The sequence below is a fragment of the Salipiger bermudensis genome, from assembly GCF_017309175.1.
Classification (GTDB): Bacteria; Pseudomonadota; Alphaproteobacteria; order Rhodobacterales; family Rhodobacteraceae; genus Salipiger; species Salipiger bermudensis.
On the sequence record NZ_JAEKJV010000008.1, the window covers coordinates 112922 to 135509 of the forward strand.

Consider the following 22588-nt stretch of genomic DNA (forward strand, 5'->3'; position numbering starts at 1 on the left):
CTCACAGATCCACCCCCGCCGATTGCAGCCTGCGGTTGGCGATGCGCAGCACCCGCGCCTGCACCTGGCTCTTGGCGGCACGGATCAGCTGCAGGTCATGCGTCGCGATCAGCACGGTCACGCCCATCCGGTTGAGCTCGATCAGCAGACGCAGCAGGCGCTGCGACATCTCCCAGTCGACATTGCCGGTGGGCTCGTCCGCGAGCACCACCTCGGGCGACGAGATCACCGCACGGGCCAGCGCGGCGCGCTGACGCTCGCCGCCCGACAGCTCCGGCGGCAGCGCATTGGCGCGCGAGGACAGCCCGACCCAGCCCAAGAGCTCGCGCAGGTTCTGATCCTGCGCCGAGATCGGCTCTCCGGCGACGGTCAGCGGCAGGGCGACGTTCTCGGCGAGCGTGAGATGATCGAGGAACTGGCAATCCTGGTGCACCACGCCGATGCGGCGGCGGCTCAGGGCGACGGCATCGCGGTCCATCTCGCGCACATCGGTCCCGAAGAGCCGCGCCTGCCCTGCGGTCGGGCGCAGCGCGCCGTAGCAGAGCTTGAGCAGCGTCGTCTTGCCGGTGCCCGAGGGGCCGGTCAGGAAATGGAAGGAGCCGGGGGCAAGCTGCAGCGACAGCTCTGAAAGGAGCTCTCCGCCGCCATAGCTGTAGGCCACATTGTCGAGCTCGATCACGCTTGTTCCACCATCCCGAAATCAGGCCCTGTTGTGCATGAGCCGCGGCGCATATGCAATCCGCCGGGGTTTCGGAAAAGAGGCTTTCACGACTTGGGGCGGTAACTTATTGTGATCCAACAAGGACCAGCAGACCCTTGGCAGGATATGGGGACCAGATGCGGCTGATATGCCCGAATTGCGGCGCGCAATACGAAGTACCGACGAATGTCATTCCCGAAGGCGGGCGTGACGTTCAGTGCTCGAATTGCGGCCACACCTGGTTCCAGGCCCATCCCGACGATGATCCCGAGCTCGCGCAGGAGCTTGGCCTGCCCATCCCGGACGAGGACTGGCAGCCTGAACCGGAGGACGCGCCCGAGACCTCTGCGGAGCCCGAGGCAGACTTCGAGGACGCGTTCGAAGAAGCGCTCGACGCAACCGAAGAACAGCAGGCCGCCGTCGCGGATCCTTCCCCCGAACCCGAACCAGCGCCCGAACCGGAGGCGGCTCCCGCACCGCAGCCGCGTCCCCGGCCGCGCCGCGAACTCGACCCCTCGGTGGCCGAAGTTCTGCGCGAGGAGGCCGAACGCGAGGCCCGCCGTCGCGCCTCCGAAGCGGGCAGCCTCGAAACCCAGACCGAGCTGGGGCTGACCGAGCCCTCCGAGGACGACAGCGAGCGTCGCAGCCGGGAGGCGCGCGAACGCATGGCAAGGATGCGTGGCGAGGAGGAGGACGAGTCAGAGTCCTTCAGCTTTGCCGAAACGCCTCCCACTGCGCCCGAGCCGGAGCCTCAGTCGGACCCCACGCCGCGCGCGACCCCGGCGCCCGAGGGCACCGCCGCCGCCGCAGCAGCCAGCTCGCGCCGTGAATTGCTGCCGGACATCGAGGAAATCAACCAGACCCTGCGCGCCTCCTCGGAGCGCCGCAGCATGGAGACGCCTCAGGGCCGCGCCGCCGTCGAGGAAGAGGATGAGGCCGAGACCCGCGGCTTCAGTCGCGGCTTCCGGCTGGTGATCGCGCTCGCGGTCGTCGCGGTGGCGCTCTACCTGCTCGCCCCGACCATCGCCGAGATGGTCCCGGCCTCGACCCCGATCCTGGATGCCTATGTCGGCCAGATCGACACCGCGCGGCTCTGGCTCGACGGACAGGTGGGTGCGCTGGTGCAGCAGTTCGGCGGCGAATAGCCCCCACGAGAGAGCTTGGTGGGCCCGCTTCGCTGCCTGAGCCCTAGCGCCAGTTGAACGCTGAGCTGACGGCCGAGCGCGGCGCGCCGACTGCGTGTTTCGTTTTCATACAGTTTGTCCGAGGAGGCCCACCCGGAGGGGGCCTCCCAGACGCGTGTGCCGTCAGCCGCGGCCCTTCCACGGCACCAGAGCCTTCTCGGCAAACCGCATCAGGATGTCGATGCCGAACCCGATCACGCCGATCAGGATGATCCCCATGATCACGATGTCGGTGAGCTGGAACTTCGAAGCCACCATGATCATCATGCCCGCGCCCTTCTCGGCGGCGACCAGTTCTGCGGCCACCACGGTGCCCCAGCACACGCCCATCGCCACCCGCGCGCCGGTGAAGATCTCGGGCAGCGAGTTGGGCACGATCACGTGGCGCATGATCTGCGCCTTGGACGCGCCCAGAGAATAGGCCGCGTGCACCTTGGAGATCTTCACCCCCGACACACCCGAGCGCGCCGCGATGGCCATGATCCAGAGCGCCGCGAGGAAAAGCAGGATGATCTTGCCGGTCTCGCCGATGCCGGCCCAGATGATCACCAGCGGGATCAGCGCCAGCGGCGGCACCGGGCGCATGAACTCGACGATCGGGTCGAACCAGCCGCGGAACCAGTCGCTGAGACCCATCGCGTAGCCCAGCGGGATGCCGATCAGCGCCCCGAAGAAGAAGCCCGCGATGACCCGGAACAGCGACCAGCCGAGATGCTCCCACAGCGTGCTGTCGCGGTAGCCGTCCTGCGCAATCTCCTTGAGCCGTGCGAGCACCGCCTCGGGCGGCGGCAGCCAGATCGGTTCCATCTGCCAGCCCTTGCGCGGCTCGAAATTAAGCGTGCCCTTGGGCGACATGCCGACCCGGCCGAACTCGGTTATGACCTCGCCGCCCGGCGCGATCGGCTCGCCGTTGACCGCCACGACCGTGTGGCCCTCGTCGCGGCCATACCCGTCGTTGCGGTCGACCCGGATCAGCCCCGAGCGCCATGCGCCGACACTGTCGGAATCGTCCTTGGCCCAGCCCGCGCCGGGATCGACCTCGGGCGCCTCGACATCCTCGCCGACCGGGAAGACCCGCACCGTCACCGTGGCGTCGTCGGGCGCCGCACCCTCGGCCTCGGCGGTGTAGGTGAAGGTGGCGTCGCCCACGAAAGGCCCCGGCGCGTGCAGGAAGCCCGGCACCCAGGAGGAGCCGGTGAAGGCGCCCCAGAGCAGGAAGATCGTCAGCACCGAGATCACGCTGGCGATCCGGTTCGGACGCACCGCGCTCTCGTCGCCGAAGGTAACGGTCTTGCGGGCGGTGAAATCGCGCGTGGTCTTGTGCACCAGGAGCTTCACCAGGAAGAACGAGGCCACGAAGATCGCGACATAGATCAGCAGGACGATCATTGCGTCTCCTCCGTGCGGCCCATGATTTCCTCTTCCATGTCCCAGATCATCCCGAGGATCTCCTCGCGGGTCTTGTTGAACTCCGGGTGTTTCTTGACCGTGCGCAGGTCTTCCCCGACGCCAAGATCGGCGAAGGGCAGACGGTATTCCTTGTGGATGCGGCCCGGGCGCGGCGCCATCACCAGCAGCCGCTCGCCCAGAAGCAGCGCCTCCTCGACCGAGTGGGTGATCAGGATGATGGTCTTGCCGGTCTCCTTCCAGAGCTTCAGCACGAGAGACTGCATCTTCTCGCGGGTCAGCGCGTCAAGCGCGCCCAGCGGCTCGTCCATCAGGATCACGTCGGGATCGTTGGCCAGGCAGCGGGCCAGCGCCACGCGCTGCTGCATGCCGCCCGATAGCTCGTAGACCGCCTTTTCCTTGAAATCCCTGAGCCCCACGACCTCGAGCAGGTGATCGACGGTGCCGGCCCAATCCCGCTCGCGTTTGCCGGCCATGCGCGGGCCGAAGGCGACGTTCTCGCGCACGTTCATCCACTCGAAGAGTGCGCCCTGCTGGAACACCATGCCCCGCTCGGCGGCGGGGCCGGTGACGGTGTGCCCGTTGAGCCGGATCTGGCCCTCGGTGGGGGCGAGAAAGCCCGCAACGATGTTGAGAAGCGTGGTCTTGCCACAGCCCGAGGGTCCGAGCACGGAGAGAAGCTCGCCCTCGGCCAGATGCAGCGACACGTCCTTCAGCGCCTGCACCGAACTGCCGTTGGGCAGATCGAAGCGCATGGACAGGTTTTCGATTTCTAATCCGCTCATGGCCCCCGCCTGCCGGTGCGTTGCCGGCGCAGGAGCCTTGAACCGACCCCTGTCAAATTCGTCAAAGAGTGCCGGGCGCGGAGCAGGATCGCCCCGCGCCCGCGCGTGATTACATCTCCGAGGCCGCCTCGAGCGGGCCGGTGTTCACCGCGTCGGCATAGCTGTCGAGCGCTCCGTCGATGGAGCCCGCCTCGACGAACACGTCGGCCACGCCCTTCATGAACTCCTGTGCACCGCCGGCGAGCCACTTCTCGGTGAGCTGCTCCTCGACGCTCGGGAAGACGAAGGTGGCCAGCGTCTCGGCAGTCGCCTCTTCATCCATGCCGGCATCCTTGGCGATCACCGGCAGCATCATCTCGTGATTGGCCTCGTCAGCCCACATGGCGTTGGCCTCGGCGGTCACCGCGAGGAACTCGGCCACGATGTCCGAGTTCTCGGCCACCCAGCCTGCCGGGCCGGAGGTCACGTCGAAGACCAGGATGCCCAGCTCTTCCTTCTCGGCGCCGGTCAGCAGCACGTTGCCATGCTCTTTCATGCGGCGCAGCGAACCGCCCCAGCCGCAGGCCATGTCGACCGAGCCCTGGGCGATCGCCGCGGCACCATCCGGCGGCGCCATGTCGACGATCTCCATGGTCGAGATGTCGACGCCGAAGTGATCCATCTGCTTGAGAAAGCCGTAATGCGCCGCGGTGCCCAGCGGCACGGCGACCTTCTTGCCCTCGAGCTCGCCGGCGGAGTCCTTGTCGATTTCCAGCGCTTCGGCCACGACGCAGTTGTCGTTGTCGGCATAGCTCACCGCGACGTCGAGGATCTGCAGATCCTGCCCGGCGGAGGCGGCGACCACGAAAGGCGGCACGCCCTGGCTCACCGAAAGATGCACGTCGCCCGAGGCCATCGCGGCACTCATCGCGGTGCCGGTGTCGAAGCTCACCCAGTTGATCTCGAGGCCCATCGCCTCTTCGTACATGCCTTCGGCCTTGGCGTATTCGAACGGCATCGGCCACTCGAGGAAATACCCCACGGTCAGATCCTGCGCGCTGGCGGCGCCGGTCATCAGCGCGGCCGCGGCAGCACCCGTCATCAGGCCCTTGATCGTCTTCATCATGACTCTCCCTGTCATCCGACCCCTGCTCATCCGGCGGGGCCTTTGTCTGTGGCGCGGGCGTCAGGGCCGCGCGCTCGAGCCAATCCGAGCCGAAATTGAGCGGGCAATCAATGGTTTTCCCGGGAATTGCGCCCGTTTTCCGTGCAGATGCACAAGCCGCAGGCCCTCGTTCCTGATGCCGGTTTTCTCCGCAGCGGCGCCGGCGCAACTCTGCGCGGGCGGCCGATTGGGTTGCCAGTCCGGAATATGTGTGTGCTAACATTCGCGCCAGACGGCCCCGGGGCCGGAATCACGCTTCCCAGGAGACAGGACCAATGGACGGCACGCTCACGCAGAACGATCTCAGCCACGTTGTCGAGGCCGACAAGCGCCACGTCTGGCATCATCTGACGCAGCACAAGCCGTTCGAGACCACAGACCCGCGCATCATCGTCGAGGGCAAGGGCCTGCGGGTCTGGGACCAGCACGGCCGCGAGCATATCGACGCCGTCTCGGGCGCGGTCTGGACCGTGAACGTGGGCTACGGGCGCAAGTCCATCGTCGACGCGATCTCCGAGCAGCTGATGAAGCTGAACTACTTTGCCGGCGCCGCGGGCTCGGTGCCGGGCGCGCTGTTTGCCGAGAAGCTGATCTCGAAGATGCCGGGCATGAGCCGGGTCTACTATACCAACTCGGGCTCGGAGGCGAACGAGAAGGCCTTCAAGATGGTCCGCCAGATCGCCCACAAGCGCTATGGCGGCAAGAAGAACAAGATCCTCTACCGTGAGCGCGACTACCACGGCTCGACCATCGGCGCGATGTCGGCCGGTGGTCAGGTCGAGCGCAACATACAGTACGGCCCGTTCGCGCCGGGCTTCGTGTCGGTGCCGCATTGCCTCGAGTACCGCGCCCAGTGGGACCTGTCGGGCGAGGCCTATGGCCAGCGCGCCGCCGACGCCATCGAGGAAGTCATCCTGCGCGAGGGCCCCGACACCGTGGGCGCGCTCTGCCTCGAGCCGGTGACCGCCGGCGGCGGCGTCATCGTGCCGCCCCCGGGCTACTGGGAGCGGGTGCAGGAGATCTGCCGCAAGTACGACATCCTGCTGCATATCGACGAGGTCGTCTGCGGCGTGGGCCGGACCGGCACCCATTGGTTCGGCTATCAGCATTATGGCATCGAGCCCGATTTCGTCACCATGGCGAAGGGCGTCGCCTCGGGCTACGCCGCCATTGCGTGCTGCGTCACCTCCGAACGCGTCTTCGACATGTTCAAGGACGACGACAGCGATCCGATGAACTACTTCCGCGACATCTCGACCTTCGGCGGCTGCACCGCCGGCCCGGCGGCGGCGCTCGAGAACATGCGCATCATCGAAGACGAGAACCTGCTCGAGAACACCACCAAGATGGGCGACTACATGCTCGAAAAGCTGGCCGCGCTCGGCGACAAGCACGCGGTGGTGGGCGAGGCCCGCGGCAAGGGCCTGTTCCTCGGGCTTGAGCTGGTCAGCGACCGCACCACCAAGGAACCGGTTTCGGAAAAGCATATCGGTGCCGTGGTCGGGGCCTGTGCCGCCGACGGGGTCATCATCGGCGCCACCAACCGCTCGAACCCGGGGCTGAACAACGTGCTGTGCTTCGCGCCGCCGCTGATCGCCACGGCAGACGACATCGACCAGATCGTCGATGCGGTGGACCGCAGCCTGACCAAGGTCTTCTCCTGAACGATGACTGACGGCCCCCTGAACGATCTCGGGCAACCCGTCGGCCAGCCGGTCGACGGGAGCTTTCCCCGTCCGCGCCCGGAGCGCAGCGTCAACGAGGGTCGCTGCGTGCGGCTCGAACCGTTGACCGTGGCCCATGCGCCCGGTCTCTTCGAGGCCTTCGCCGAGGACAGCACGGGCCGTGGCTGGACCTACCTGCCGCGCGGCCCCTTCTCCGATCTGGCGGATGCGACCGACTGGGCCACCGGCGCCGAGGCCAGCGAAGACCCGCTCTATTTCGCCATCTGCACGCCCGATGGCCAGCCTGTCGGGTTCTGCTCCTACCTGCGTATCGATCCGGCCAATGGGGTGATCGAGGTCGGCTTCATCCACATGTCGCCGCGCCTGCAGAAGACCGCCGGCGCCACCGAGGCGATGTATCTGATGATGGCGCGTGCCTTCGACACGCTGGGCTACCGCCGCTACGAGTGGAAATGCGACGCGCTCAACATGCCATCGCGCCGCGCCGCCCAGCGCCTCGGTTTCCAGTACGAGGGCACCTTCCGGCAGGCCACGATCGTCAAGGGCCGCAACCGCGACACCGCGTGGTTCTCGGTGCTGGACCGGGAATGGCCGGCGCTGAAGGCCCGCTTCGAACACTGGCTGGCGCCCGAGAACTTCGACGAGGACGGTCGCCAGATCGCCAGGCTCGGCGCTGTCGCCTGAGGCGACGCCCTAGCCTTCCTCGCCCGCGCTGCGCAGACGATCCCTCAGATCGTGAAGCTCGTCGCGCAGGCGGGTGAGATCCTCAAGCGGAAGCCCGACGCGCTCGATCAGGCACTCGGGAATCCGCGCCGCCTGCTCCTGCAGTGCGCGGCCCTTGGCCGTCACCCGGATCAACACACGCCGCTCGTCCTTGCTGTCGCGCTTGCGCCTGACCAGCCCCTGCCCCTCGAGCCGTTTCAGCATCGGCGTCAGCGTGTTCGATTCGAGCCGCAGGTCGCGCCCAAGCGCGCCGACGGTGCGCCCGTCCTCAGCCCAGAGCGCCGTCATCAGCAGATATTGCGGATAGGTCAGCCCCAGACCATCGAGCAGCTCTGCATAGGCCTGCTGCATCGCATGCTGCGCCGAGTAGAGCGCGAAACAGATCATGTCGGGTGGGATGAGTTGCATCAGTTTTTGTTAAAACCCGTATGCCGGGATCGCAAGGGAGTTGAGTGTCGTTCGCTCCGTCTTTTTGGCCTCCATCGCGGCGCAAGTGTGGCGGCACCAGAACCGGAGCAAACCTCAACCCTGCGCCCAATGCGGCTGCATGCCAGCCTAGAGGCAGAAAATAACCATCTGTAAACAAACAAAAAGGACCGCCGAAGGGCGGTCCTTTCAAGGTCATGTCGTCCGGGGCTGGATCAGCCGTTGACGCTGTCCTTCAGAGCCTTCGCGATGGTCATCTTGACCTGCTTGTCGGCTTCTTTCTTGAACTGTTCGCCGGTGGCGGGGTTGCGCACCATGCGCTCCGGGCGCTCGCGGCAATAGATCTTGCCCACGCCCGGAAGGGTCACCGCGCCGCCTTCGGCGACTTCCTTGGTGATGATCCCGGTGATCGCATCCAGCGCGGTGGAGGCGGTCTTCTTGTCTGCGCCCATCTCCTCGGCCAGAGCGGCCACCAGCTGGGTCTTGGTCATCGGTTTCGCCATTTCATGGTCTCCTTGAACTGCCCGAACGATTGGGCCTCGATACGGGAAAGTAACATCATATGGAGTTCAAACACAACGATTAGGGGCTATTTGCAAGGGAAAACTGCGCATATAGCGGCGTATCGGCGGCGTTGCACCCATGTCAGAGGAAAGCTGTTTCCTCAAAGCTACGCAGCTTGCGGGAGTGCAGGCGCTCGAGCGGCATCCCGCGCAGCCGTTCCATGGCTCGTATCCCGATCATCAGGTGGCGCGCAACCTGGGTCTTGTAGAAATCGCTCGCCATGCCGGGCAGTTTCAGCTCGCCATGCAGCGGCTTGTCGCTGACGCAGAGCAGCGTTCCGTAGGGCACGCGGAAGCGGAATCCATTGGCGGCGATGGTCGCGCTTTCCATGTCGAGAGCCACGGCCCGCGACTGGCTCAGGCGCTGCACCGGGCCGGACTGGTCGCGCAACTCCCAGTTGCGGTTGTCGACCGAGGCCACGGTGCCGGTGCGCATGATCCGCTTGAGATCGTAGCCGTCGAGCTGTGTTTCCTCGGCCACCGCCTGTTCAAGCGCCACCTGGATCTCGGCCAGGGCCGGGATCGGCACCCAGACCGGCAGGTCGTCGTCGAGCACCTTGTCCTCGCGCAGGTAGGCGTGGGCCAGCACGAAATCGCCAAGGCTCTGCGAAGAGCGCAGCCCGGCGCAGTGGCCAACCATGAGCCAGGCATGCGGGCGCAGCACGGCGATGTGGTCGGTGGCGGTCTTGGCGTTCGAGGGCCCCACCCCGATATTGACCAGCGTGATGCCCGAGCCGTCCTTGCGCTTGAGGTGGTAGGTCGGCATCTGGGGCATCTTGAGGCTCGGCGGGATGGCCGTCTCGGGGTCTGTGATCTCGACATTGCCGGTCGAGACGAAGCTGGTGTAGCCGCTCTCGGGGTCGGCGAGCTGCTGGCGCGCATAGGCCTCGAACTCGCTGACATAGAACTGGTAGTTGGTGAACAGCACGTGGTTCTGGAAATGCTGGGGATCGGTGGCGGTGTAATGCGCCAGCCGCGCCAGCGAGTAGTCGATACGCTGCGCGGTAAACGGCGCCAGCGGCCCGGCGCCGTCCTCGGCCGGCTTTGCCACGCCGTTGACGATGTCGTCATTGGTCGAACTCAGGTCCGGCACGTCGAACACGTCGCGCAGGATGAAGCGCCCGGCGCCCTCCTGCGGCACGGCAAGGTCCGGATAGTTGGCGACGGCGAAGTGCACCGGCATCGGGGTCGAGGAAAGACCGACCTGCACCGCCACCTGATGGTTCTCAAGCAGCAGCCCGATCTGTTGCTCGAGGTAGTGCCGGAAGAGATCAGGCCGGGTGATGCTGGCGGCGTGGGTGCCGGGGGCCGCGACATGGCCGAAGCTCAGGCGGCTGTCGACCTTGGCATGGGTGCCGGTGGTGATCCGCACCTCGGGATAGAAGGCGCGCAACCGCACGCCGGGATGGCCGCTGGCCATGGCGTCGAGGAAGCGGTCATGCAGGAAGGTGACCGACAGCTCGTAGAGCGCGCAGAGCCGGTCGACGGCGGCCTTCGCCTCGGTAAAGAGCGCGGCCTCGGGGGCCTCGGGAGACACGATCTCCAGCGGTGCGTGGTTGTCCTGCATGCCTGCCTCGTCACGTTATTTGCGAGGCAGGGTGACACCAAGGCGCGGGGCGTTCAAGCGCTGGTGTGACCGTTAACGTCGCGGAGGGTTGCGGGGCGCATGCAGCGGATGGCGCACCAGCCTTTCCCGCCTCGGCGAGACCGCATCGTTCGGGACGCCGCCACGCCATCGCCGGCCCGCGGGGTGGCGAGCCGACCTCCGAACCTCTCGATTTATCGTACCCAGATCCGAAGGACCCAGACACGGCGCGCTTACATCAGCAAATCGCCAGCCCTTCGGGGCGGGCTGGCGATGGCGCGGCGGCCTTCGGCCTTGTTTCCGCGCAGTCGGGCCAGAAGCCGTAGCTCAGGGGAAAGCCGTCGTGCCCCCCAAAAAACAAAACACCCCGCGGCCTCAGCCCCGGGGTGCCCTGTCTCATCGAGGCGATGCCAGCCTCAGCTGCGCACCAGCGTTTCGTAGGTCTCGGCGATATCCAGCGTCAGCGCGCCGACCTCGAAGCTGTAATCGCCGATCTGCCCCACCGGGGTGACCTCGGCGGCGGTGCCGGTGAGCCAGCACTGCTCGAAGCTCTCGAGCTCCTCGGGCATGATGTGGCGCTCGTGCACCGTGATGCCCTTCTCCTTCAGGAGCTTGATCACCGTCTGCCGGGTCAGGCCGTTGAGGAAGCAGTCTGCCAGCGGGGTGTGCACCTCACCATCCTTCACGAAGAAGATGTTGGCGCCCGTCGCCTCGGCGACGTAGCCGCGATAGTCCATGAACAGCGCATCAGAGCAGCCCTTCGCCTCGGCGGCGTGCTTGGACATGGTGCAGATCATGTAAAGGCCGGCGGCCTTGGCGTGCACCGGGATGGTCTCCGGCGAGGGCCGCTTCCACTTGGCGATGTCGAGCTTTGCGCCCTTGGTCTTGGCGTCACCATAGTAGTTGCCCCACTCCCACGCGGCCACGGCAAGCTGCACCGGGTTGCGCGACGAGGCGACCCCCATGTCCGGACCGGCACCACGCCATGCCACTGCACGCACATAGGCGTTGGTGAAGCCGTTGACCTTGAGCACCTCGTCCTTGATCGCGTCGATCTCGTCGGCGGTGTAGGGGATCTCGAAATCGAGCGACTGCGCCGAGGCGATCAGGCGCTCGGAATGCGCGTGGCCAAGGAAGATCTTGCCGTTATAGGCCCGCTCGCCCTCGAAGACCGAGCTCGCGTAGTGCAGCGCGTGGGTCAGTACGTGCACCTTCGCATCCCGCCACTCCACCAGCTGCCCATCGAGCCAGATCTTTCCGTCGCGGTCGTCATACGCACCTTCCATAGCGAGTCTCCTTCTCGGCGCCTTTTCATTTGTTGCGCAACTTACGTCCGATCCGGACACATAATTGCGGAAAAACTGCGACTCGCTACCAGTTTGCTATTGGAATGTCAACAAGGCTGACTTAAAGTGCCGCAAAAGACGGAAGACGGAGGGGGCAGCAATGGCGGACGGTCCGGGCAGTCAGGGGCATGGCGGCGAGCTGCTGCTCTATCTCACCGATGAACAGCTGCGGCAGGGCATCGAGGCGATGTTCTTTGCGTATCGGGCCTTTACCGCCGATCCCGACCGCATCCTGCAGGGCCTGCATTACGGTCGCGCGCATCACCGCGCCATCCACTTCATCAACATCGCGCCCGGCACCACGGTCAACAATCTGCTGTCGATCCTCGGGGTCACCAAGCAATCGCTCAACCGCGTACTGCGCACCCTGATCGAGGACGGGCTGGTCGAGAGCAAGGTCGGCCGCGCCGACAAGCGCGAGCGTCACCTGCATCTGACCGAGGCCGGCGCCGCACTCGAGCACCAGCTTTCCGAGGCGCAGCGGGCGCGGATGCGCGCCGCCTACCGGCAGGCCGGGCCCGAGGCCGTGGCCGGTTTCCGCCGGGTGCTCGAGGCGATGATGGATCCCGAGATGCGCCGCCACTACTCCGGCCTGCGCGAGGCCCGCGGATGAGCGATCCCGACGCCCACATCCTGATCGTCGACGACGACGAGCGCATCCGCGGCCTGCTGCAGAAGTTCTTGATGCGCAACGGCTTCCTCGTCAGCGCCGCGCGTGATGCCGCCCATGCGCGACGCCTGCTCACCGGGCTCGAGTTCGACATGATCGTGCTCGACGTGATGATGCCCGGCGAGGACGGCATCTCGCTCACCGCGGCGATCCGCGAGACCTCGAGCACGCCGATCATGCTGCTCACCGCCCGTGGCGAGACCGAGGACCGCATCAAGGGGCTTGAGGCCGGCGCCGACGACTACCTCGCCAAACCCTTCGAGCCGAAGGAGCTCCTGCTGCGTATCAACGCCATCCTGCGGCGCATGCCCGAGACCCCCTCGGAGGAGACCGTGCCCAAGCTCATCGGCCTCGGGCCCATCCGCTACGACATCGAGCGGGGCGAGATGTGGAAGGGCGAGGAGCTGGTGCGCCTCACCGCGACCGAAAGCCAGCTGATGCGGATCTTCTCGGGCCGCCCCGGCGAGGCGCTGAGCCGGGCGCAGCTGGTCGAGGAACTCGGCCGGGACAAGGGCCAGGCGCAGGAGCGCGCGGTCGACGTGCAGATCACCCGACTGCGCCGCAAGATCGAAACCGACCCCAAGCAGCCGCGCTACCTGCAGACCGTGCGCGGCGCGGGCTACATGCTGGCGCCCGACTGACCGTCGGCCACCGCTGAAATTCGCACCTTGTCCCTGCCGGCCAATCGCGGTCTGGTGGCCCCGACCGATGAGGGAGGATCCGTCATGACCACGGCACTGATCACCCATGCCGACTGCCTCGAGCATGTCACCCCCGAGGGCCACCCCGAGCAGGTGGCGCGGCTCGAGCACGTGCTGCACGCGCTGGCCCCGCTCGACCTGCTGCGCCTGAGCGCCCCGCCGGCGAGCGACGAGGATCTCGCGCGGGTGCATCCGGCAGCCTACATCGCGCGCATTGCGGGCGCCGAACCCACCGAGGGCGTGATCGCGCTCGACGGCGACACCTGGATGTCGCCGGGCTCGATGATGGCGGCGCGCCGTGGCGCCGGGGCCGCGATGCGCGCCGTCGATGCGGTGATGTCGCGTGAGGCCCGCAACGTCTTCTGCGCCACCCGCCCGCCGGGCCACCATGCCGAGCGCGAAACCCCGATGGGCTTCTGCCTGTTCGGCAACGCCGCGCTGGCGGCGAAACACGCACTCGATCACCACGGGCTCGAGCGCGTCGCGGTGGTGGATTTCGACGTGCATCACGGCAACGGCACCCAGGACCTGCTGTGGGACGAGCCGCGCGCGCTGTTCATCTCGTCGCAGCAATATCCGCTATGGCCCGGCACCGGTGCGGCGACCGAGCGCGGCGGTCACGACAACGTGCTGAACCTGCCGCTCGCCCCCAGCAGCGGCGGCACCGAAATGTATCGCGCCTATACCGAGCAGGCCCTGCCCCGGCTGCGCGAATTCCGCCCCGACCTGATCGTGATCTCTGCCGGGTTCGACGCCCATCACGAAGACCCGCTGGCACAGCTGAACTGGAAGGATCAGGATTTCGCCTGGCTCACCCGCGAGCTCTGCCGCATCGCCGCCGATCAATGCGAGGGGCGGGTGGTCTCGGTGCTGGAAGGCGGCTATGATCTCGCCGCGCTGGCCGGCTCGGCCCGCGCCCATGTGGAAGAACTGATCGAGGCAGGAAAATGAGCGACACGCCCGTCGAGGAGATGACATTCGAACAGGCCATGGCCGAGCTCGAGCAGGTGGTGGGCCAGCTGGAACGCGGCGAAGTGCCGCTGGAGCAGTCGATCGCGCTCTACGAACGTGGCGCCAAACTCAAGGCGCGCTGCGAGACCAAGCTCAAGGAAGCCGAGGAAAAGGTCGCCCAGATCACCCTCGATGCCGAGGGCCAGCCCGCCGGGCTGAAGGCCGCCGAAGGCCTCTGACACCCGATGTTCCGCGACAGCCTGGAGGCCGGCGCCCGCGCCGTCGCCGCCCATTTCGATCATGTCCTGAGCGATGCCGCCGACCTGCCGGTGCTGCACGCGATGCGCTATGCCACCACCGGTGGCAAGGGGCTGCGCGGCTGGCTGGTGCTTGAGGGCGCGCGGCTGCACGACGTGGCGCCCGAGTGCGCGCTCTGGCCGGCCTGCGCCATCGAGGCGATCCACGCTTACAGCCTGGTGCATGACGACCTGCCCTGCATGGACGATGACGATCTGCGTCGCGGCCTGCCCACGGTGCACCGCAAGTGGGACGAGGCCACCGCCGTGCTTGCGGGCGACGCCCTGCAAGCCCTGGGCTTCGAGATGGTCTCGGACCCGCGCTGCCACCCCGATCCATTGGTTCGCGCCGACCTGACCCTGAGCCTCGCGCGCGCCGCCGGCGCGCACGGCATGGTGCTGGGACAGGCGCTCGACATGGCGGCCGAGCGCGCCGACGCCCCGCTCGATCTGCAGCAGATCACCGCGCTTCAGGCCGGCAAGACCGGCGCGCTCATCGCGTGGTCCGCAGAGGCCGGCGCGCGGTTGGCGCAGGCCGATCTCGCGCCGCTCACCGCCTATGCCGAGCGCCTCGGCCTAGCTTTCCAGATCGCCGATGACATCCTCGATGTCGAGGGCGACGCCGAAACCGTCGGCAAGGCGGTGGGCAAGGATGCCGGGCGCGGCAAGGCCACCTTCGTGTCGCTGCTCGGGCTCGAGGGCGCCAAGGCGCGCGCCACGTCACTTGTGACCGAGGCCTGCGACGCGCTATCTCCCTATGGTCACCGGGCCGATGCCTTGCGGGAAGCCGCCCGGTTCGTTATCTCCCGCCGGAACTGAGTGTCGAGGGACAGCATGTCTGACAGCCCCCAAACGCCGCTTCTCGACCGGGTGAGCTCGCCCGCCGATCTCAAGCGCTTCTCCGATGCCGAGCTCGAGCAGGTCGCCCACGAGCTGCGGGACGAGACCATCGCCGCGGTCTCCGAGACCGGCGGCCATCTCGGCGCGGGCCTTGGCGTGATCGAGCTCACCGTGGCGCTGCACGCGGTGTTCGACACGCCGCGCGACAAGGTGATCTGGGACGTCTCGCACCAGGCCTACCCGCACAAGATCCTGACCGGACGCCGCGACCGTATCCGCACGCTGCGCAAGAAGGGCGGGCTCTCGGGCTTCACCAAGCGCTCCGAGTCGCCTTACGATCCTTTCGGCGCCGGCCACAGCTCGACCTCGATCTCTGCCGCACTGGGCTTTGCCGTGGCGCGCGATCTCGGCGGCGTCTGCGACACCGGCGCGGGCGATGCCATCGCGGTGATCGGCGACGGTGCGATGAGCGCGGGCATGGCCTATGAGGCGATGAACAATGCCGGCCACCTCGGCAAGCGGCTGATCGTGATCCTCAATGACAACGAGATGTCGATCGCGCCACCCACCGGGGCGATGTCGTCCTACCTGTCGCGGCTCTATGCCGAGGAACCGTTCCAGGACCTCAAGGCCGCCGCCAAGGGCGCGGTCTCGCTGCTGCCGCCGCCATTCCGCGAGGGTGCCAAGCGCGCCAAGGAGATGCTCAAGGGCATGACCGTGGGCGGCACGCTGTTCGAAGAGCTGGGCTTCGACTATCTTGGCCCGCTCGACGGCCACGACCTGCACCAGCTGCTTCCGGTGCTGCGCATGGTGCGCGCCCGCGCGAACAAGCCGATCCTGCTGCACGTGCTGACCAAGAAGGGCAAGGGCTACGGCCCGGCTGAGGAGTCCGCCGACCGCGGCCACGCCCGAGCGAAGTTCGACGTCGCCACCGGCGAGCAGAAGAAGGCGCCCTCCAACGCGCCGGCCTATACCAAGGTTTTCGCCAAGGAGCTGACCCGCCTCGCCGCCGAGGACAGCCGCATCTGCGCGGTGACCGCCGCCATGCCCGACGGCACCGGGCTCGACCTGATGGCCGAGCGCTACCCCTCGCGGGTCTTCGACGTGGGCATCGCCGAGCAGCACGGCGTGACCTTCGCCGCCGGTCTCGCGGCGGGCGGGATGAAGCCGTTCTGCGCCATGTACTCGACATTCCTGCAGCGCGGCTACGATCAGGTGGTGCATGACGTGGCGATCCAGCGCCTGCCGGTGCGCTTCGCCATCGACCGCGCCGGGCTCGTTGGCGCGGACGGCGCCACCCATGCCGGGGCCTACGACATCGCCTTCATGGCCAACCTGCCGGGCATGGTGGTGATGGCCGCCGCCGACGAGGCCGAGCTCAAGCACATGGTGGCCACCGCCGCCGCGCATGATGAGGGCCCGATCGCCTTCCGCTACCCGCGCGGCGAGGGCGAGGGGGTCGAGATGCCGGAAGCTGGCGAGATCCTCGAGATCGGCCGCGGCCGCATTGTCTCGGAGGGCAAACGCGTGGCACTCCTGAGCTTCGGCACCCGGCTCGGCGAGGTCCGCAAGGCTTGCGAGAAGCTCTCGGCCCGGGGCATCACGCCCACCGTCGCCGATGCCCGCTTCGCCAAGCCGCTGGACCGCGACCTGATCCTGCGGCTCGCGGCGGAGCACGAGGCGCTGATCACCATCGAGGAAGGCTCGGTCGGCGGCTTCGGCAGCCACGTGGCGCAGCTGCTCTCCGACGAGGGCGTGTTCGACCACGGGCTGAAGTTCCGCTCCATGGTGCTGCCCGACACGTTCATCGACCATGCCAGCCCCGACGACATGTACGAGAGCGCCGGCCTCGACGCGCGCCATATTGAGGAGAAGGTCCTCACCACCCTCGGCGTCGACCTCCTGAGCCGCAAGGCCTGACGCAAGACTCATCGGGCGCAACAGCGCTCGCGCCCGGCCTCGGCACAGGTGTCAGCGTAGGACGCCTCCGGCGGGAGTATTTTTGACGAAGAGAAGCCAGGGGCACAGCGCTCCTGGCTTCTCTGGTTCTAAAATACCTCGGGGGTGAATTGGCGCACAGCGCCAAGAGGGGGCAGCGCTCCCTGTCTTCGCGCGCGACAGCCACCAGACAGGCGCGGGTCAGACGCGGGACACCATCATCCCGCCAGCGCCGCGGGCACGATGAGCCGCGTCCCCGGCACCGCAAGCACGGCGATCTCACGAATATGCTCGCGGCGAAAGGCGAGGCAGCCCTCGGTCGGGTAGCCTGGACGCCGCCACTGGTGCAGGAAGATCGCCGAGCCGCGCCCCGCCTGCGCATCGGGCCAGTTCCAGTCCGTGGTCAGCACGATGTCGTAGAGCGGATCGGCCCGCCGCATGCGTTCGTGGCTGAGCCGGTAGGGCGCCCGCACCAGCGTGTTGTAGGCGGCATCGCCCGACGCATCAGACCACAGATCGCCCGGCAGGATCGGCCGCGACCACGGCGCAGGCGCCGGCACACGGTCCGGCCGATGAAAGCACAGGGCGATGCGGTGGTCCCCCACCGGCGTCGCGCCATCCCCCTCGCGCTTGTCGGCGCGGATCCCCCCCTTGCCGACCGAGCAGGGCCAGAGCCGCCCCGCAAAGCGCAGCCCCATCGGCGTGAGAACCATCTCCATGCGATCCCTCCTCCGGGCCTAGAGCAGGTGGCCCGACTTGGCCGCCTTCGTGGCGAGGTAATGGGCGTTGAACGCGGTCTTGCCGACCTTCAGCGGCACCCGCTCCGCGACAGCGATGCCGCTGCGCTCCATCATCGCCAGCTTGTTGGGGTTGTTGGTCAGCAGACGCACCGAGCCGAACCCCATCCGGCGCAGGATCTCGGCGCCGAGGCGGAAATCGCGCTCGTCATCCTCGAAGCCCAGACGGTGATTGGCCTGCACCGTATCAAAGCCCTGATCCTGCAGCGCGTAGGCGCGCATCTTGTTGGCGAGCCCGATGCCGCGGCCCTCCTGATTGAGGTAGAGCAGCACCCCGTGCCCCTCCTCGCCCATCTTCGAGAGCGCCGCGTGCAGCTGCGGGCCGCAATCGCATTTCAGCGAACCCAGCACGTCGCCGGTGAAACAGGCCGAGTGCAGCCGCGCCAGCACCGGCGCGTCGCGGTCGGGGCGACCGACCTCGATGGCGTAATGCTCCTCGGAGCCGTCCTGCGGGCGGTAGATATGCAGCCGCGCGGTCTCGGCGGTCTCCAGCGGCACCCGCGCCGAGACCACGTGATCGAGGTTCGACAGCAGCAGCATCGACGGCGCCGCCGCCACCCCGTCCACCAGCGTCAGGTTCTCGCGCAGCGCCACGCCCTGCGGCGCCTCGAGTTCGAGCACCAGTGCCGCCGGCAGCAGCCGCGCCGATTTCGCCAGCGTGATCGCCAGCCGGTGCAGCGCAACGTCGCCGCCGCGCCGCTCCTGCAAAGGCCCCTTCATCGGCATGGCCAGATCGTCGGCCGGGTCGGCAATGCTGCGCACCCAGTCGAGCCCCGCATCCCCGGGCAACGCCACCCGCGCCAGATCACCATCGTAGACCCGCGCCTTCAGCGTCGCGGCCCGGCGCGCGGTCAGCACCAGGTCAAGCTCTCCGCCGGCCTCGCGGACCAGCGCCAGCCGCTCGGCCGAGACCGTCTCGGCAGCCAGCAGCAGAAGCCCTCTGCCGCCGGCGCCCGACAACACCACCGGCACCCCCATGCGCAGGTCGGCGCGGGCGCGGGCGAGGATCTCCATCAGGTTGGGTGCAAGCGGCATGGGGCGGCCTTCCGGGACAGCGGCGCTGTAACAAACCAGCATCGAACTTGTAACAAAAGCCCTCCTGCAACACGAGGGCGTGAGACTGGTGCAGCAAAACTTGCCCGCACGCAACGGTGTTTCCATGTGAGGGGAAACGTGAATGGAGACAGACACATGGCTCAGATCAAGAACATCCTTCTGGTCGACGACGATGACGACCTGCGCGAGGCCCTGGCCGAACAACTGGTGATGACCGAGGATTTCGAGGTCTTCGAGGCAGAGACAGCCGCCGCCGCCATGGGCCGGGTCAAGGAACAGAATTACGAGCTCATCATCCTCGACGTGGGCCTGCCCGACAATGACGGGCGCGAACTCTGCCGGCTGATGCGCAAGCAGGGCGTGAAGGCGCCGATCATCATGCTGACCGGCCACGACACCGACGCCGACACCATCCTCGGGCTCGATGCCGGCGCCAATGACTACGTCACCAAGCCGTTCAAGTTCCCGGTTCTTCTCGCCCGGATCCGCGCCCAGTTGCGCCAGCACGAGCAATCCGAGGACGCGGTCTTCACCGTCGGCCCCTACACCTTCAAGCCGTCGATGAAGCTGCTGGTGACCGAGGACGACCGCAAGATCCGCCTCACCGAGAAAGAGACCAACATCCTCAAGTTCCTCTACCGCTCGACCGAGGGCGTGGTGCCGCGCGATGTGCTGCTGCACGAGGTCTGGGGCTACAACGCCGGGGTGACCACCCACACGCTCGAGACCCACATCTACCGCCTGCGCCAGAAGATCGAACCCGATCCCTCGAATGCGCGCATCCTCGTGACCGAGTCGGGGGGATACCGTCTGGTTGCTTAATCAGCCAAGCGCCCGGACGCCCGGGACGGCCTGCCTCCGGCGGGAGTATTTTTGACGAAGAGAAGCCAGGGGTGCCGCGCTTCTGGCTTCTTTGGTTCAAAAATACCTCGGGGGAGTCCGCGGCACGCGGACGGGGGCAGCGCCCCCGGGCAAGCAACCCGAACAGAAAGGCCGCCCGGGGGTTCGGGCGGCCTTTTTCATTTTCAAGGATGCGCGGCTTACTCAGCGGCGCGGATCGGGGTGTCGTCGGTCACCGGCAGGGACGGGTCGCCGTGCTGGCCGGTTTCCAGCGCGCGGCGCACGCCGGCCTCGTAATCGGGGTGCACCTTCTTCAGCACAGCCAGCCAGCGCTCCTTCACACCGTCGGTACAGGGCGCCATGCCGCCAGCCATGTTGCGGTGCAGCCGGTCGCGCTCGTCATCGTCGAGCACCTCTGCATAAAGGGCGCGCGGCTGGACGTAATCGACTTCGCTCTCTTCCTGATCGAAGCGCGCGGCGACGGCCTCGGGGTCGATGCGCATCGGCGGCTCCTGCACGCTTTCGTCCGCCACCGGGCCGTCATACTGGTTCGGCTCGTAATAGGCGTCGGGATTGCCGAAATCATTGGTGAAGAACCGCATGGCGCCGTCCTTGTGGTAGTGGTTCACCTTGGCGTTCTTCGGTGCGTTGGCGGGCAGCGCCTCGTAATGGGTGCCAAGGCGGTAGCGGTGCGCGTCGGCGTAGGACAGGATCCGCGCCTGCAGCATCTTGTCCGGCGAGAAGCCGATGCCCGGCACCACGTTGTTCACGTTGTAGGCGGCGTTCTCGACCATCTGGAAGTAGTTCTCAGGGATGGTGTTCATCTCGAGCTCGCCGACCTCGATCAGCGGGTAGTCTTCGTGCGGCCAGACCTTGGTCAGGTCGAACGGGTTGAACGGCGTTTCGAGCGCCTCTTCCTCGCTCATGACCTGAATATACATGGTCCATTTCGGGAAATTGCCCTCGGTGAGCATGTTCCACAGCTCTTCCTGGTAGCTCTCGCGCGTCTGGCCGATGATCTCGGCCGCCTTGGCGTCGGACAGCCAGTCATGCCCTTGCTGGGTCTTGAAGTGGAACTTCACCCAGTGACGCTCGCCCTCGGCGTTCCACATCGAAAAGGTGTGCGAGCCGTAACCGTTCATGTGCGCGGGGGTGCGCGGGATACCGCGGTCCGACATCAGGATGGTGACCTGGTGCACCGATTCGGGCTGCGCCGCCCAGAAGTCGAACATCGCCTCGGGAGAGCGCATGTTGGTCTTTGGGTGCCGCTTTTGCGTGCGGATGAAATCGGGAAACTTGAACGCATCGCGGACGAAGAAGATCGGGGTGTTGTTGCCCACCATGTCCCAGTTGCCGTCCTCGGTGTAGAATTTCAGGGCAAAGCCGCGCACGTCACGCTCTGCATCGGCGGCGCCGCGTTCGCCGGCGACGGTGGACCAGCGCGACAGCACCTCGGTGGTCTTGCCAACCTCGGAGAACAGCTTGGCGCAGGTGTATCTGGAGATGTCATGCGTGACCGTGAAGGTGCCCTGAAGCCCCCAGCCCTTGGCATGCACGACCCGCTCGGGGATGCGCTCGCGGTTCTGATGCGCAAGTTTTTCAATCAGTTGGTGATCCTGCATCAGCACAGGGCCGCGGCTGCCCGCGGTCTGCGACGTGCGGTTCGTGGGATAGGGCGCACCGGAGGTGGAGGTGAGGGTCGGCTTGTCGGCCATGGGTCTCTCGCTTTCTCTCTGTCGTGACGGAGGGGCGATCTTGCGATCGTGGGCAGCAGGCAGTGCGCCCGTCATTACCCGCCCAACGACAGCGGCGGCCCTTTTGTTCCCACGCGCACCAGGCCCGCGACGGCAGAGGCGCACGTCGGTCGGCATCTCTTCGCGCAACGGCGGGGTTCCGTTTGCGTCAGATCAAAGCATCATTGTTCAGATAGCTTTAGTTCCTATATGACAGAGATCCCGTTGCATGTGCGGGCATTCACATGCACCTCCCTGTTGGACCTGGCCGGGCGTCACGCCCGGCCTTTTTTCGTCAGCATACCGTTTACCACCGCACGCGGCCGCCCCTGACGACGGCCAAGAGCGTTTGGCGCGCGCCGGCGCGCCGTGCTACACAGGACGCAATGGACTTCGACCTTCAGAACGACACGCTGAGCCCGGTGCCCCGCCGGCTCGAGCATCCTTACGACAACGTGCCGGTCCTCGACTGGTGGAAATACGATTACGACCACGTTTTTGTCGTGCTGAACCCGTTTTACCGGGTGCCCGGCTACACCCCCGAGACCGCGAGCTTCGGCCCGATGCGGGTGTCGATGGACCCCGAAACGCTCATGGAGCAGATCGAGGAGGGCGGCATGCCAGAGCCGCTCAACCCCGCCCCCGAAGGCTTCGAGGATCTCATCAAGCAGACCGGGGAGGCGGTGGCGTGGTCCGACGTTGCCTTTGCCATCGGCGCCACGGATTTCGACCGCTTTGCGCGCACCGTCTGGCTGCAGGCGATCGGCGGCGAAATCCCCGAGGCGGATCAGGACCTCGCCGCGCGTCTGGCGGAATACTGCGAGCGCACCGGCCTCTACCACCCCGAGGAAGACCTCCTGCCGGCGGCGATGGAGCCTGTGCTGGGGCGTTACCTCGCGGCATTGGGCCAGACCGACGTGATGCTCTGGAGCGAATGGCGCGAGGTTTCTCGCCTCGCACCGCTGGACACCTTCGCACGCGAGAACCCGGCCTCGGGCCTGCCCGGCGAGAAGCTCTCGGCGGTGGCCGCTCCGGGCCTGCTGCTGAGCTGGGGCTATGACGACATCGCCGGGCTGCTGGCGCTGACCGACGCACAGCGCGCCCGCGCGAACCCGGCCGACTATTTCGAGGGCTACTGGGCCGGCGCCGAAACCACCTCGCTGGTCTTCGCCCCCGAAGGCGCCCCGCCGCCCTCTCGTCGCAACTGATTCACAGCGC

The 22588-nt window shown here is 67.0% G+C and carries 22 protein-coding genes; 11 read left to right on the forward strand and 11 right to left on the reverse strand.

Features of this window, described 5'->3' with window-relative positions; genetic code table 11:
- Position 1: 1 nt before the first annotated feature.
- Positions 2-679, reverse strand: coding sequence for a cell division ATP-binding protein FtsE (locus tag JF542_RS12580; protein ID WP_007793500.1), 678 nt, complete (start codon positions 677-679; stop codon positions 2-4).
- Between the two features lie 137 nt (positions 680-816).
- Here JF542_RS12580 and JF542_RS12585 point away from each other — a divergent pair, with 137 nt between their 5' ends.
- Positions 817-1845, forward strand: coding sequence for a zinc-ribbon domain-containing protein (locus JF542_RS12585; protein WP_242533736.1), 1029 nt, complete (start codon positions 817-819; stop codon positions 1843-1845).
- A 162-nt stretch (positions 1846-2007) separates the two neighbouring features.
- Here JF542_RS12585 and JF542_RS12590 read toward each other — a convergent pair whose 3' ends face one another.
- From JF542_RS12590 to JF542_RS12600, 3 genes are all read right to left on the reverse strand, one after another.
- Positions 2008-3273, reverse strand: a complete 1266-nt coding sequence (locus JF542_RS12590; RefSeq protein WP_007793513.1) for an ABC transporter permease — start codon at positions 3271-3273, stop codon at positions 2008-2010.
- The gene (locus JF542_RS12595) at positions 3270-4076 is read right to left on the reverse strand and encodes a taurine ABC transporter ATP-binding protein (RefSeq protein ID WP_207076086.1); all 807 of its coding nucleotides are present in this window, start codon (positions 4074-4076) and stop codon (positions 3270-3272) included. The genes JF542_RS12590 and JF542_RS12595 overlap by 4 nt, the downstream gene beginning before the upstream one ends.
- Positions 4077-4185: 109 nt before the next feature.
- Entirely contained in the window at positions 4186-5178 is a 993-nt protein-coding gene (locus tag JF542_RS12600) for a taurine ABC transporter substrate-binding protein (RefSeq protein ID WP_207076087.1), read from the reverse strand.
- 317 nt (positions 5179-5495) lie between these two features.
- Here JF542_RS12600 and JF542_RS12605 point away from each other — a divergent pair, with 317 nt between their 5' ends.
- Positions 5496-6884 (forward strand): aminotransferase family protein, encoded by a 1389-nt coding sequence (locus JF542_RS12605; protein ID WP_207076088.1) that lies wholly within the window; start codon positions 5496-5498, stop codon positions 6882-6884.
- 3 nt (positions 6885-6887) lie between these two features.
- A complete protein-coding gene (locus JF542_RS12610) occupies positions 6888-7589 on the forward strand; it encodes a GNAT family N-acetyltransferase (protein ID WP_207076089.1) in 702 nt (233 codons plus the stop codon).
- A 9-nt stretch (positions 7590-7598) separates the two neighbouring features.
- Here JF542_RS12610 and JF542_RS12615 read toward each other — a convergent pair whose 3' ends face one another.
- From JF542_RS12615 to JF542_RS12630, 4 genes are all read right to left on the reverse strand, one after another.
- Positions 7599-8036, reverse strand: coding sequence for a MarR family winged helix-turn-helix transcriptional regulator (locus tag JF542_RS12615; RefSeq protein ID WP_007793523.1), 438 nt, complete (start codon positions 8034-8036; stop codon positions 7599-7601).
- A 233-nt stretch (positions 8037-8269) separates the two neighbouring features.
- On the reverse strand, positions 8270-8557 hold the full coding sequence (locus JF542_RS12620; protein ID WP_007793529.1) for an HU family DNA-binding protein: 288 nt from the start codon (positions 8555-8557) through the stop codon (positions 8270-8272).
- Positions 8558-8699: 142 nt separating this feature from the next.
- The gene (locus JF542_RS12625; RefSeq protein ID WP_007793531.1) at positions 8700-10184 is read right to left on the reverse strand and encodes an AMP nucleosidase; all 1485 of its coding nucleotides are present in this window, start codon (positions 10182-10184) and stop codon (positions 8700-8702) included.
- A gap of 434 nt (positions 10185-10618) precedes the next feature.
- Positions 10619-11488 carry a branched-chain amino acid aminotransferase gene (locus tag JF542_RS12630; protein WP_207076090.1) on the reverse strand — a complete coding sequence of 290 codons (870 nt, stop codon included), beginning with the start codon at positions 11486-11488 and terminating at the stop codon, positions 10619-10621.
- A gap of 160 nt (positions 11489-11648) precedes the next feature.
- Here JF542_RS12630 and JF542_RS12635 point away from each other — a divergent pair, with 160 nt between their 5' ends.
- The 6 genes from JF542_RS12635 (at position 11649) to dxs (ending at position 16926) form a co-directional block, all read left to right on the forward strand.
- The gene (locus JF542_RS12635; RefSeq protein ID WP_007793536.1) at positions 11649-12161 is read left to right on the forward strand and encodes a MarR family winged helix-turn-helix transcriptional regulator; all 513 of its coding nucleotides are present in this window, start codon (positions 11649-11651) and stop codon (positions 12159-12161) included.
- Complete coding sequence (locus JF542_RS12640; protein ID WP_007793541.1) at positions 12158-12859, forward strand: response regulator; 702 nt, start codon at positions 12158-12160, stop codon at positions 12857-12859. The genes JF542_RS12635 and JF542_RS12640 overlap by 4 nt, the downstream gene beginning before the upstream one ends.
- An 84-nt stretch (positions 12860-12943) precedes the next feature.
- Positions 12944-13870: a histone deacetylase family protein gene (locus JF542_RS12645; protein ID WP_207076091.1), complete on the forward strand. Its 927-nt coding sequence runs from the start codon at positions 12944-12946 to the stop codon at positions 13868-13870.
- The gene (locus JF542_RS12650) at positions 13867-14109 is read left to right on the forward strand and encodes an exodeoxyribonuclease VII small subunit (RefSeq protein WP_007793548.1); all 243 of its coding nucleotides are present in this window, start codon (positions 13867-13869) and stop codon (positions 14107-14109) included. Before JF542_RS12645 ends, JF542_RS12650 begins: the two co-directional genes overlap by 4 nt.
- A gap of 6 nt (positions 14110-14115) precedes the next feature.
- Entirely contained in the window at positions 14116-14985 is an 870-nt protein-coding gene (locus JF542_RS12655) for a polyprenyl synthetase family protein (RefSeq protein WP_207076092.1), read from the forward strand.
- A 15-nt stretch (positions 14986-15000) separates the two neighbouring features.
- A complete protein-coding gene (gene dxs / locus JF542_RS12660) occupies positions 15001-16926 on the forward strand; it encodes a 1-deoxy-D-xylulose-5-phosphate synthase (RefSeq protein ID WP_207076093.1) in 1926 nt (641 codons plus the stop codon).
- Between the two features lie 236 nt (positions 16927-17162).
- Here dxs and JF542_RS12665 read toward each other — a convergent pair whose 3' ends face one another.
- Positions 17163-17663 carry a L,D-transpeptidase family protein gene (locus tag JF542_RS12665; RefSeq protein WP_207076094.1) on the reverse strand — a complete coding sequence of 167 codons (501 nt, stop codon included), beginning with the start codon at positions 17661-17663 and terminating at the stop codon, positions 17163-17165.
- Positions 17664-17681: 18 nt separating this feature from the next.
- Positions 17682-18776 (reverse strand): GTP cyclohydrolase II, encoded by a 1095-nt coding sequence (ribA, locus tag JF542_RS12670; protein ID WP_007793557.1) that lies wholly within the window; start codon positions 18774-18776, stop codon positions 17682-17684.
- A 156-nt stretch (positions 18777-18932) separates the two neighbouring features.
- Here ribA and JF542_RS12675 point away from each other — a divergent pair, with 156 nt between their 5' ends.
- A complete protein-coding gene (locus JF542_RS12675) occupies positions 18933-19619 on the forward strand; it encodes a response regulator transcription factor (protein ID WP_207076095.1) in 687 nt (228 codons plus the stop codon).
- A 218-nt stretch (positions 19620-19837) separates the two neighbouring features.
- Here JF542_RS12675 and JF542_RS12680 read toward each other — a convergent pair whose 3' ends face one another.
- On the reverse strand, positions 19838-21352 hold the full coding sequence (locus JF542_RS12680; protein ID WP_007793566.1) for a catalase: 1515 nt from the start codon (positions 21350-21352) through the stop codon (positions 19838-19840).
- Positions 21353-21756: 404 nt separating this feature from the next.
- Here JF542_RS12680 and JF542_RS12685 point away from each other — a divergent pair, with 404 nt between their 5' ends.
- Positions 21757-22578, forward strand: coding sequence for a hypothetical protein (locus JF542_RS12685; RefSeq protein WP_207076096.1), 822 nt, complete (start codon positions 21757-21759; stop codon positions 22576-22578).
- Positions 22579-22588 lie beyond the last annotated feature (10 nt).

Coding starts and splice junctions, on each gene's coding strand:
- JF542_RS12640 (WP_007793541.1), top strand. CDS start 12,158: ATGAGCGATCCCGACGCCCACATCCTGATCGTCGACGACGACGAGCGC.
- JF542_RS12685 (WP_207076096.1), top strand. CDS start 21,757: ATGGACTTCGACCTTCAGAACGACACGCTGAGCCCGGTGCCCCGCCGG.
- JF542_RS12665 (WP_207076094.1), bottom strand. CDS start 17,663: ATGGAGATGGTTCTCACGCCGATGGGGCTGCGCTTTGCGGGGCGGCTC.
- JF542_RS12590 (WP_007793513.1), bottom strand. CDS start 3,273: ATGATCGTCCTGCTGATCTATGTCGCGATCTTCGTGGCCTCGTTCTTC.
- JF542_RS12655 (WP_207076092.1), top strand. CDS start 14,116: ATGTTCCGCGACAGCCTGGAGGCCGGCGCCCGCGCCGTCGCCGCCCAT.
- JF542_RS12620 (WP_007793529.1), bottom strand. CDS start 8,557: ATGGCGAAACCGATGACCAAGACCCAGCTGGTGGCCGCTCTGGCCGAG.
- JF542_RS12615 (WP_007793523.1), bottom strand. CDS start 8,036: ATGCAACTCATCCCACCCGACATGATCTGTTTCGCGCTCTACTCGGCG.
- ribA (WP_007793557.1), bottom strand. CDS start 18,776: ATGCCGCTTGCACCCAACCTGATGGAGATCCTCGCCCGCGCCCGCGCC.
- JF542_RS12625 (WP_007793531.1), bottom strand. CDS start 10,184: ATGCAGGACAACCACGCACCGCTGGAGATCGTGTCTCCCGAGGCCCCC.
- JF542_RS12675 (WP_207076095.1), top strand. CDS start 18,933: ATGGCTCAGATCAAGAACATCCTTCTGGTCGACGACGATGACGACCTG.
- dxs (WP_207076093.1), top strand. CDS start 15,001: ATGTCTGACAGCCCCCAAACGCCGCTTCTCGACCGGGTGAGCTCGCCC.
- JF542_RS12680 (WP_007793566.1), bottom strand. CDS start 21,352: ATGGCCGACAAGCCGACCCTCACCTCCACCTCCGGTGCGCCCTATCCC.
- JF542_RS12595 (WP_207076086.1), bottom strand. CDS start 4,076: ATGAGCGGATTAGAAATCGAAAACCTGTCCATGCGCTTCGATCTGCCC.
- JF542_RS12605 (WP_207076088.1), top strand. CDS start 5,496: ATGGACGGCACGCTCACGCAGAACGATCTCAGCCACGTTGTCGAGGCC.
- JF542_RS12610 (WP_207076089.1), top strand. CDS start 6,888: ATGACTGACGGCCCCCTGAACGATCTCGGGCAACCCGTCGGCCAGCCG.
- JF542_RS12650 (WP_007793548.1), top strand. CDS start 13,867: ATGAGCGACACGCCCGTCGAGGAGATGACATTCGAACAGGCCATGGCC.
- JF542_RS12645 (WP_207076091.1), top strand. CDS start 12,944: ATGACCACGGCACTGATCACCCATGCCGACTGCCTCGAGCATGTCACC.
- JF542_RS12630 (WP_207076090.1), bottom strand. CDS start 11,488: ATGGAAGGTGCGTATGACGACCGCGACGGAAAGATCTGGCTCGATGGG.
- JF542_RS12600 (WP_207076087.1), bottom strand. CDS start 5,178: ATGAAGACGATCAAGGGCCTGATGACGGGTGCTGCCGCGGCCGCGCTG.
- JF542_RS12635 (WP_007793536.1), top strand. CDS start 11,649: ATGGCGGACGGTCCGGGCAGTCAGGGGCATGGCGGCGAGCTGCTGCTC.